Origin of the sequence: Streptomyces sp. NPDC050263 (genome assembly GCF_040655955.1) — a bacterium.
GTDB lineage: Bacteria > Actinomycetota > Actinomycetes > Streptomycetales > Streptomycetaceae > Streptomyces.
In genome coordinates, this window is the sequence record NZ_JBFAKW010000122.1 from 22,087 (window position 1) to 28,835 (window position 6,749).

The window sequence follows — 6,749 nt, forward strand, 5'->3', positions numbered from 1 at the left end:
TCGTCTGACCTCTCCATCGTCATCACCGTCGTCCGGAATCCCCGTCCTGGAACGACCCCCGTCCTGGAACGACAAACCCCGTCCCGGAACGACCCCCGTCCCGGACATCCCCATCGGAGCATCTGCGAGGAGACGGCGTGAACGCCCGGATAGCACCGCTTCCACCGGCCTCCTGGCCGGGCGACATGTACCAGGCCCTGCACGCGCTGGACCCCAGGAAACACGGCCTGCCACTGCGCCCGCCAGAAGACCGCCCGCCGACCGACGGCATCCTGGGCTCCTTCGCCCACCACCCCCAACTCGCCCGCTCCTTCTTCGAGTTCAACGGGCACGTCCTCTTCGACACCACCTTGACACCCCGGCAGGTCGAGATCATCGCCCTGCGGATCGCGGCCCGCCGCGCCTGCGCGTACCTCTGGGATCACCATCTCTTCGGCGCCCGAGCCGCCGGCCTGACCGACGCCGACACCGCCCGAATCGCGTGCGGGACCGAAGCAACGTTCCCCGACCCGCTGGAAGGCGCGCTCGTCCGGGCCGTCGACGAGCTGGTCGACGACGGTGTCGTCACGCAACCGACCTGGGACACCCTGTCGGACGCACTCGACCGGCGTCAGCTCCTGGACGTGCTCTTCACGGCCGGCTGCTACGAAACGGTCAGCTGGTTCGCCCGCTCGCTCGGCCTGGACACTCAGGTCCCGTCCGAGGAGGCGAGCGGATGAGTACGCGGCTGGACGGCAAGGTGGCCGTGGTCACGGGCTCCGGAATGGGTGCGATCAAGGGCGTCGCGGTCGGACTGGCCCGCGAGGGCGCGAAGGTCGTCACGAACAACCGCAAGCCCGGGTCGGTCGGCCTGACGGCCTGGTCCGATGCCGACGCCACGGAGAGACTGCTGACGGACGAGGACCGACGGCTGATCGCGTCGATCAGCGGTGACGCCCGTACGACCGCGGACGCCATCATCGCGGAGGGCGGCGAGGCGATCCCGTTCTTCGGCGATCCCGGCGATTTCGAGGTGGCCGGGGAACTGGTCCAGGCGGCCATGGACGAGTGGGGCAGGGTCGACATCGTCGTCAACGGCGCCGCCGGCTCGGGCTTCGGCCCCTTCCACAAGGTGACGCCGGACGACTGGCTGCTGCAGACCCACACCAAGCTCACCGGCACGTACAACGTCATGCACCACGTGCTTCCGATCATGCGACGGCAGGGGTTCGGCCGGATTCTCAACGCGTCGTCGGACGCGCTGCCCGGCAAGCCGATGCTCGCGCCCTACAGCGCCGCCTGCGCGGGCATCGCCGCGTTGACCCGGGCGGTGGCCGGAGAGCTCGACGGAAGCGGTATCACCTGCAACGCCTTCTGCCCACGCTCCCTGTCCCGGAATCACATCAACTGGCGTGCGTCGATGCGGAAACGGCTGGCCGGGGGCGGCCCCGAGATCGACGCCTTGAAGAAGCGGCTCGACGACGAAGAGAAGGACCACCAGGCCCCGGAGAAGCTGGGCCCGTTCCTCGCCTATCTCGCCACCGAGGAAGCCGCATACATCAACGGCGCCGTGTTCACCGTGACCGCCGGAGGACGCATCGCCCTCTACTCCGAGATCAGCACGGTCGCCGAGGTCACCAAGGAAGGCGCTCCCTGGACGCTGGACGAACTCAGGACCGTGGTCCCCGAGCAGCTACTGGCGGGCCACGCCCCTGTCCCGACCCGAGAGCCAGGAGCGTGAACCCCTCATGCGTATCGGACTGACCGGCGGCGCCTCGACGCCGGAGAAACTCATCGCGCAAGCGCGGCAGGCGGAGGCCGACGGCTTCCACTCCCTCTGGTACGCCAGCATCGTCCAGGGCGATCCGCTCGCCGCGCTGGCGCTGGCGGGACGGGAGACCTCGACCATCGAGCTCGGCACGGCGGTGTTGCAGACCTACCCGTGCCACCCGCTGCTCCAGGCCCAGCGCGCGGCCTCGGTCGCGATGGCCATGGGCCGCCCCGGTTTCACCCTGGGGCTCGGCCCGTCGCATGCGGCAGTCGTCGAGGGCATGTACGGCATGTCCTACGACCGGCCCGGCCGCAACACCGAGGAATACCTCCGTATTCTCACCGCCGTACGGCGCGGCGAGGCGGTCGACTTCGCGGGCGAGGAGTGGACCGCCCACGTACCCGCGGGCACCGTGCGCGGCGCCGAGAGCGTCCCCGTACTACTGGCCGCGCTCTCCCCGCGACTGCTGCGCGTGGCGGGCGAGTACGCGGACGGCGTGGTGCTGTGGATGGCGCCGGCGGCGGCGATCGAGCGACATGTCGTCCCCCATCTGACGGCTGCGGCCGAGGCGGCGGGCAGGCCGGCACCGCGCATCGTGGCCGGGCTGCCGGTGGCCGTGCACGATGACGAGCAGGAGGCCCGGGAAGCAGTGGCGGCGAGTTCGGTCATGTACGCGAACTCCCCTGCCTACCGTCGGATCATGGCGATCGGTGGCGCCGACAGCCCGGCCGATGCCGCCGTCATCGGTGACGAGAAATCCGTCGAGACCCAACTGCGCGAGCTGCTCGACGCGGGGGCCACCGACATCCACGCGAGCATCGTCCCGGTCGGCGAGGACAAACGCGGGTCAATGAAGCGCACCCGCGGCGTCCTGCGGCGACTCACCGCCTGAGAAACAGGCTCGGAGGCCCGCGACCGGGGCGGTCCGCGCACGACCGGCCGGATGCCGATCTGCCCGATGCCCGACGCCCGCGACGACACCCCGTCGGCACTCCGGACGGCAGGCCGCGACCTGTGGGCAGGCAGGCGAACCCCGTCGGCCGGACAGCCCTGCCGGGCGAGGCCCGGGGCGGTTCGGACGTCTCCGCCTACGCGGCCCGCGCCCCGTGCCACCGACCGGGGGAGTCTTCCGCCGGACTGCATCGACATGGGCGGCGCGGAGACGTTCCGCGACGAGGCCGTCACCTACGCCGCCCGGATCCGGCAGGCCGGGGCGTGGCCGATCTGCACGTCCGGCCCGGCGGCTGCCACGGCTTCAACCCGACAAGGAGTGAACTCCGGCCGGCGTAGCCCCTCACGCCGCCGAAGGACTGCCGCCCGACAAGGCATGGAGGAACGAAATGTCCGTCGAGGAAGAACTCACCGAACTCCGCAGCGAGCTCAGGTACGTCAGGGACCGTCTCGCGGTACTCGACTGCGTCATGAACCATGCACGCGGCCACGACCGGCACGACGAGGAACTGATGGCGAGCGCGTACCACCAGGACGGTACGGACGAGCACGGTCCCGTCGTGAAGTCCGGCCCCCTGTACGGGGCGTACGCCAACGAGGCACACGCTTGCGTCTTCGCCGACCACCTGCACAACATCACCACGCACACCTGCGAGATCAACGGCGACGTGGCGCACTGCGAGAGCTACGTGATCGGCGCGATGCGCGCCCGCGACGGCAAGGACGTGCACCTCATCGGCGGCCGCTATCTCGACCGCCTGGAGCGGCGGAACGGACAGTGGCGGATCGCTCTGCGACGCTGCACCGTCGAGTGGACGTCCCGCGGCGACACCGCACTCCTCACCTCTGGTGCCTTCACCGGATTCATCCAGGGCAGTTGGGACCGGGAAGACCCTTCTTACGCCCGGCCGTTGAGCCTGGCGGAGACACCCGTACAGCGGTGGTAGAGCACCCCCATGAGGGCGACGACTCAGCCGTGACCCGTTCAGGGTGGGGGACGAGACCTGCACTCGCAGCCGGTCGTGCCGCGCAGACGGCGCGCGGAACGTGGACGCAACCCTCTGGGTGAGGCACTCCAACGGTGCCTCGCGGTACCGCTCGTCGTGTCCGGCGAACTCCGCGCGGATGGCCGGGCGGTGGTTGGCCAGGGCCGTGAACTCCCCGATCACGGTGGTACCCGGTTGGCGCTGAGCTCCCGGAGACCCCGCAGCGGTTCGCCGGATTCCAGGACTCGCGTCTCGGAATTCTCGGCGCCCCTACGGCGGGCTCGGTCACGCCGTCATTGTTCTTGACGGTGTTTGAGAGCCCATGCTAAACAATGTACAGCGCGGTTGCTGAACACCTGTTCAGCGAGCGGTGTGGGTGGACGTGAATCTCGCATCGGGCACGGTCTCGGCTCTTCGTTCCGCAGACAGTACGTACCGGTCACGACGAAAGCCCGCGTCGGGCGAGAGGCGATCGACGCCGCGTGGGTCTACAGGTCGGGGATCGTGCCGGCGGGCCGCCCGGTCACCCCGACGGCGGCTGCCTCGACCCGAGGGTGTCCGGCGCGTCCGCAGCTATGTCCGTTCAGATCGAAGGGGCTCCGAAATGACGCTTTCGGCAGTGTTGGAAGAAATCGGAAAACGGCCGGGGACTTCCGAGATGGTCCCGATCTTCAATCCATCGGTCGGGGAGCAGATCGGCGAATTCGCCGATGGCGGTGCGGCCGCAATCGATGAAGCGGTTGCGCGGGCCCGTGCGACGTTCGAGTCCGGGGTTTGGCGTGGCAAGACCGGGAGTGAGCGCTCCCGGATCCTGTGGCGCGTCGCCGATCTGATCGAGGAGCGCGCCGATGAACTCGCGGAGCTCGACGCGCGCAACGGCGGCCTGCCCGTGTCGCAGGCCCGCAGCATCATGTTCGCTTCCGCGGAATTCTTCCGTTACTGCGCCGGCTGGTGCACGAAGATCAACGGCATTGCGCATGACGTGAACATGGCCGGGGGGCTTTCCGGGAAATCCGCGGAGATCCACGGCTACACGCTCAAGGAGCCTGTCGGCGTGGTCGGGCTCATCACGCCGTGGAACGGGCCTTTCCATGTCGCGGCCATCAAGCTGGCGCCGGCACTCGCCGCGGGCTGCAGTTGTGTGTTGAAGCCCGCGGAGCAGACGCCGCTCTCCGCGCTGGTGATGGAGAAGATCCTGGCCCAGGCCGGAGTGCCCGATGGTGTTGTCAATATCGTTGTCGGTCACGGCCACACTGCCGGTGCCGCTCTGGCGGAGAACCCCGACGTCGACAAAATCTCCTTCACGGGATCGACCGAGGTGGGCAAGAAGATTATTCATGCAGCGGCCGGCAACCTGAAGAAGGTCCTGCTTGAGCTCGGCGGAAAATCACCGGTGCTCATCTATGATGACGCCGACCTGGCGCAGGCCATTCCGGCAGCCGCCATGGGGATCTTCGTTCACTCGGGACAAGGCTGCATCTGCGGATCGCGGGTTTACGTGCAGCGCGGAATCTACGACCGGGTGGTCGACGGCATCGCCCAGATCGCTCGGGCATTGCGCCAGGGCGGCAGCCACGACGACAACATCGATATCGGCCCCGTCGTCAGCCAGAAGCAGCTCGACCGTGTCACGGGATACATCGAAGAAGGCAAGAGGGACGGCGCAGAAGTGGTCGCCGGCGGAAACCGCCGCGACCGGCCCGGATACTTCGTCGAGCCGACCGTCCTCACGCAGGTGCGGCCCGACATGCGGCTGGTCCAAGAGGAAATCTTCGGTCCCGTGGTCGCGGTCACGCCGTTCGACGACGATGACGAAGTGCTCGCTCTGGCGAATGACTCGGTCTACGGCCTCGCGGCGACTGCCTGGACACGCGACGTCGGCCGCGCCCACCGTCTGGCGAAACGCCTGGAAGCGGGGATGGTCACACTGAACTGTCAGATGGTCTGGGACCCTGCCCTGCCTATCGGCGGCCACAAACAGTCCGGCTGGGGAGCTGAATACGGGATCGACGGCATCGAGGCCTATATGAAGACGAAATCTGTCTATACAATGCTGTAGCGGATGATCGGTTATCGCAGCCGTTTATCGGTATCGGCACTGATGGTGTCGGCACTGATGGTGTCGGCTCGGCTCAGGTGAGGAGTCTCGCGAGCAGGGCCATCTCGGTGGGCGGGTCGATCACCGGCTGGATGAGGAGTTCGTCGACGCCGGCCTGTTCCAGGGTGGTGACGCGGGCGAGAAGGTCGTCGCGGGTGCCGACCAGGGCCAGGGTGTTCATCAGCGAGGGCAGCACCAGGTCGCGGTCCTGCGGTGCGATGCGTCCGAGGTAGTTGGGGTAGAGGCGGGTGTGCCGGTCCGGCGCGGTGGCGGTAGTGCCGCGCCGGTCGAGGAGCCGCCGCACCGCCTCGCGTTCCTCGGGGCCGAGTTGCTCGGCGAAGGCGGGTGTGTCGGCGGCGAAGGCCAGCAGCGACAGGACGAGGTGGCCCGTCGCGTCCCGGGCCGCCTCGCCGTGGGGGTCCTCGTCCTCGTCGAGGATGTGGAGCGAGGTGACCACGTAGGAGTCCGCCCGGGAGTCCGTGTGGGAGTCGAGGTCGCGGGGTGTGCCCTGGGCGGCGTGGCGGCGGGTGTCGTGCAGCGCGTGCCAGGCGGTGGGGTCCAGCAGGCCGAAGGAGATGAGGCCGGTGCCGCGGCGGCCGGCGACGGCGGCGGCCTTCGGTCCGAGCAGCGCGGCCACGACGAACTCGATCGGGTCGGCGGTGTTCACGTGCGCCCCGGCGTGCAGGAACCGGATGTCGCGGACCCGGTCACCTTCGCGGTACTCGGTCGAACGTCCGGCGCACAGGTCCTGCAGTGCGACGGTGAAGTTCTCCAGCCTGGCCGCCGTGGTCGGCCGCATGCCCAGGGTGCGCCGGGCGGTGTTTCCGGTGCCGACTCCGCAGATGATCCGGCCCGGTGCCAGGGCGTTGAGGCTAGTGCCGCGGCAGGCAACGTTCGCCCCGTCGCGACGCCCGGCACGCACTCTCGCCGCACCGGCCGAAAGCCCAAGTACGTCCAGTACGAG

6 protein-coding genes are annotated in these 6,749 nt (G+C 68.9%); 5 read left to right on the top strand and 1 reads right to left on the bottom strand.

Going from position 1 to position 6,749, the window contains the following annotated elements:
- Nucleotides 1-137: 137 nt before the first annotated feature.
- From AB0J04_RS36645 to AB0J04_RS36665, 5 genes are all read left to right on the top strand, one after another.
- Nucleotides 138-719 (top strand): carboxymuconolactone decarboxylase family protein, encoded by a 582-nt coding sequence (locus AB0J04_RS36645; protein WP_363172929.1) that lies wholly within the window; start codon nt 138-140, stop codon nt 717-719.
- Entirely contained in the window at nt 716-1,720 is a 1,005-nt protein-coding gene (locus AB0J04_RS36650; protein ID WP_363172930.1) for an SDR family NAD(P)-dependent oxidoreductase, read from the top strand. Before AB0J04_RS36645 ends, AB0J04_RS36650 begins: the two co-directional genes overlap by 4 nt.
- Before the next feature lie 7 nt (nt 1,721-1,727).
- Nucleotides 1,728-2,642 (top strand): TIGR03564 family F420-dependent LLM class oxidoreductase, encoded by a 915-nt coding sequence (locus AB0J04_RS36655; protein WP_363172931.1) that lies wholly within the window; start codon nt 1,728-1,730, stop codon nt 2,640-2,642.
- A 448-nt stretch (nt 2,643-3,090) separates the two neighbouring features.
- Nucleotides 3,091-3,648 (top strand): nuclear transport factor 2 family protein, encoded by a 558-nt coding sequence (locus AB0J04_RS36660; protein WP_363172932.1) that lies wholly within the window; start codon nt 3,091-3,093, stop codon nt 3,646-3,648.
- A 643-nt stretch (nt 3,649-4,291) separates the two neighbouring features.
- Entirely contained in the window at nt 4,292-5,746 is a 1,455-nt protein-coding gene (locus AB0J04_RS36665; protein ID WP_363172933.1) for an aldehyde dehydrogenase family protein, read from the top strand.
- 73 nt (nt 5,747-5,819) lie between these two features.
- On the opposite strand, the gene AB0J04_RS36670 is transcribed toward AB0J04_RS36665, so the two are convergent.
- Nucleotides 5,820-6,749, bottom strand: a 930-nt coding sequence (locus AB0J04_RS36670) for an LLM class flavin-dependent oxidoreductase (RefSeq protein WP_363172934.1), incomplete at its 5' end; no start/stop codon positions are given.

Excerpts from the sequence above, each read along its gene's own strand:
- AB0J04_RS36665 (WP_363172933.1), top strand. The coding sequence starts at position 4,292 with ATGACGCTTTCGGCAGTGTTGGAAGAAATCGGAAAACGGCCGGGGACT.
- AB0J04_RS36650 (WP_363172930.1), top strand. The coding sequence starts at position 716 with ATGAGTACGCGGCTGGACGGCAAGGTGGCCGTGGTCACGGGCTCCGGA.
- AB0J04_RS36660 (WP_363172932.1), top strand. The coding sequence starts at position 3,091 with ATGTCCGTCGAGGAAGAACTCACCGAACTCCGCAGCGAGCTCAGGTAC.
- AB0J04_RS36655 (WP_363172931.1), top strand. The coding sequence starts at position 1,728 with ATGCGTATCGGACTGACCGGCGGCGCCTCGACGCCGGAGAAACTCATC.